This window comes from Sporosarcina beigongshangi (genome assembly GCF_033485195.1).
Classification (GTDB): domain Bacteria; phylum Bacillota; class Bacilli; order Bacillales_A; family Planococcaceae; genus Sporosarcina; species Sporosarcina beigongshangi.
The window spans coordinates 1-2,802 of the sequence record NZ_JAWLIR010000076.1 but is presented as its reverse complement, the minus strand read 5'-3'; the positions used below and the strand labels follow the sequence as shown (position 1 = coordinate 2,802).

3 protein-coding genes are annotated in these 2,802 nt (G+C 40.5%); all 3 read right to left on the bottom strand.

What is annotated here, in order from left to right; translation table 11 throughout:
- Positions 1-150 precede the first annotated feature (150 nt).
- Genes R2B77_RS17765 through istA form a run of 3 tightly spaced genes read right to left on the bottom strand, consistent with a single transcriptional unit; the run spans position 151 to position 2,635 of the window.
- Complete coding sequence (locus R2B77_RS17765) at positions 151-351, bottom strand: hypothetical protein (protein WP_203249334.1); 201 nt, start codon at positions 349-351, stop codon at positions 151-153.
- Entirely contained in the window at positions 348-1,103 is a 756-nt protein-coding gene (gene istB / locus R2B77_RS17760) for an IS21-like element helper ATPase IstB (RefSeq protein ID WP_203249335.1), read from the bottom strand. The genes R2B77_RS17765 and istB overlap by 4 nt, the downstream gene beginning before the upstream one ends.
- Positions 1,100-2,635, bottom strand: a complete 1,536-nt coding sequence (gene istA / locus R2B77_RS17755; protein ID WP_203249336.1) for an IS21 family transposase — start codon at positions 2,633-2,635, stop codon at positions 1,100-1,102. The genes istB and istA overlap by 4 nt, the downstream gene beginning before the upstream one ends.
- Positions 2,636-2,802 lie beyond the last annotated feature (167 nt).

Genomic DNA, 2,802 nt, shown 5'->3' with positions numbered 1-2,802 from the left:
TGAGTATTGCCGACAGAATGAGCCAGCTGTGCGGAGTTTTGAGCCATCATTTGCGGACGAGAGAGCCAGTAAGTGCGGAGAAGAGAGCCACTTGGCCAATAATCAAACTGAACAGCCATTGGAATCTTACCTTTCCAACGGCTGTTTAGTTTATCTAAATCTCTTATTTTCTAACTGTTCGTCAATGATATCAATGGCCCAACGAACGAGTTCATCCGGATCGATTGCCTTATCCTCAATTGATAGACAAGGAGGTAATAGTCTAGCTTCTACCTTTCTCATCGCCTCTTCTGGTAAATACACGTGAAAAAAATAATTGGCTATACGATTTTCAACTTCTACAGGAATCATTTAGTTCCCCCCAATCCATGGCGTTCTCTCATCGAAACTTCCCCATCCACTAGGATTTTGTAAGAATCATGAACGATACGGTCAAGAATGGCGTCAGCTACTTGCGCTTGTCCTAACTTCAAGTGCCATCCTTCTGGTGAAAATTGAGAACAGAAAATGGTAGATGCTCTTTTTAATCTTGCTTCAACAATTTCCAGTACGTGAAGGACATTTTCCTCTGAAAGCTCAGTTAATAACCACTCATCCAGTATCAATAAATCAATCGTTCTATATTTTTGAATGAGTTTTCGAAAACTACCATCCGCTTCATACTTTGCGTAAGCTAATTCATCGAGTAACTCAGGTAATCTGATATATTTCACTTTGTAAAATTGACGGCACGCATGAACCCCAAAGGCATTCGATATCCACGTTTTCCCGTTCCCGGAGGCGCCCATTAAAATGATGTTATGGTGATTTTGAATATAATTTCCTGACGCTAACTCTAGAATGAGTGGTTTATCTAGATTGCGATCAGGATGATATTCGATATCTTCAATAGCTGCCGTTGGATTGTTAAACGTTGCCTGTTTAATTAGTCGGTCCAGTTTATTAGATTTACGACGATCATACTCGTAATCTACCAAAAGATTGAAGCGGTCATCGAAATCCATATTGTTGTATTCTTTATTTTGCCCCTGTTGCTGATATAATTCTGCCATTGCCCCCATTTTCATTTCTGTTAATTTGCGTAATGTTTCCTCGTTCATCATTTTTTATCCCTCCCAAAATAGTTAGCACCACGGACAAATCCATAGTTTTCGTCATTTGCAGGATAATTGCTAGGAGTGGCTTCCCGTTTCTTTCTTCTCTCCAATATGCCTTTTAAAACAGAAACCGTAGGGTTTGTTGAGATGTCGAGTAACGTTTCAATTGCCTTTTCCAGCTCTTCGATTGAGTATTTTGTAGATAAGTTTCTTACTGTTCCAAGGATGTTTAATGCCTTTTTCTCCACATTCATTTCCAAGATACGAGAAACGAACTGCACCATAAATGGCCCAATAGTTTCTGCCCATTCTCGATTTTTTTCTGGATTATGTTCAAGATAAGCTCGATGATTATCCGGCATATGATCTGTATTTGTAGAATACTGACTAAATTCTCCCTGTAATCGTTTGTGGGATGCAATTCGGGCTTCTTTGAAGTAAACTTCAATTAAATCCGTAGTTAGTCGAACGTCGACAGACTCACGGACGTAATCATAGGGAACGGAATAATACATGCGTTCAACTTGGATGTGGTAGTTCAGTTGAACCTTGGCTATTTTCCATTCTGACAGTTTGTAACGTGTTTGAGGTAGTGGCTGAAGGTAGGATTTCTCTTCTACCTCAAATACCTTTCTACGTGAACCAGGCCGTTTTTGAAAATCGTTAGTATTGATTTCTTCTAACTTTTCAAGGATTCGCTGATTCAAATCTTCGATATGAAAACACTGGTAATTTCTTAGTGAAGCGATAATCTGTCGTGAAATATATCCGACGGTCCCTTCAACGCTTGCTTTGTCTTTTGGCTTTCGAACACGGCTTGGCACAATGACAATACGATAGTAATCTGCTAGTTCACGATAGGCTTCATTGAGAATTGGATCGGTTCGATGGGCTTTCGTAACCCCCGTCTTTAGATTATCTGGAACTAAGGTTTCAGGGACCCCTTCAAAATACTCTAATGCATGAATATGGGCGATGAGCCAACTAGTCGACGTCATGTCTAAGAATGCTTCCACGTAGCTGAATTGGCTGTAAGGTAAGGCTGCGATGAAAATGTATGCCGGCATCAGCTCTCCTGTTGAACGGTCTATCACTCCTAGTGTAGAACCAGCCCAATCCACCTCCATAATTTCCCCGGGTTTTCTTCGGATAGGCATTGTCAATTTATACTTCCTCGCATATTTCCCATACTTTTCGGCAAATGTTCGATAGGCATAAGGAACCTTGCCACCTTCACGTGCTTCTGCCGAATATTCGTAATGCAATAAAGTTAAAGTAACATTCTTTTTTTGCAGTTCCTTATGCACCTTTTCCCAATCCACAGGGAAGTAGCCTTTCTCAACCGCTTGTTTTTCTGGAAAAAGAAATTCTTCTAGCCATAGATTGGTCATTGAATCGTTCAAATCTTCAATACCAAGTTTCTTGGCACGTTGAACGACATCAGAGACCGTATTTCTTGAATGACCAGTGCTAGAACCAATGGTTCTTTGACTAATCCCCTCGAAATGGAGTTCCAAAATCCTCCGATAACTAACCATAAAAATAACCTCCTGTATAATAGTGTCATGCTAATTTGCATGCAACTTTAGTATACAAGAGGTTATTTTATATATAGTGGCCCTCTGTCCCGCAAAGGGTGGCTCTATTCTCCGCAATCGGTGGCTCAAAACTCCGCACAAGCGGCTCAATTCATCCGCAATATTCA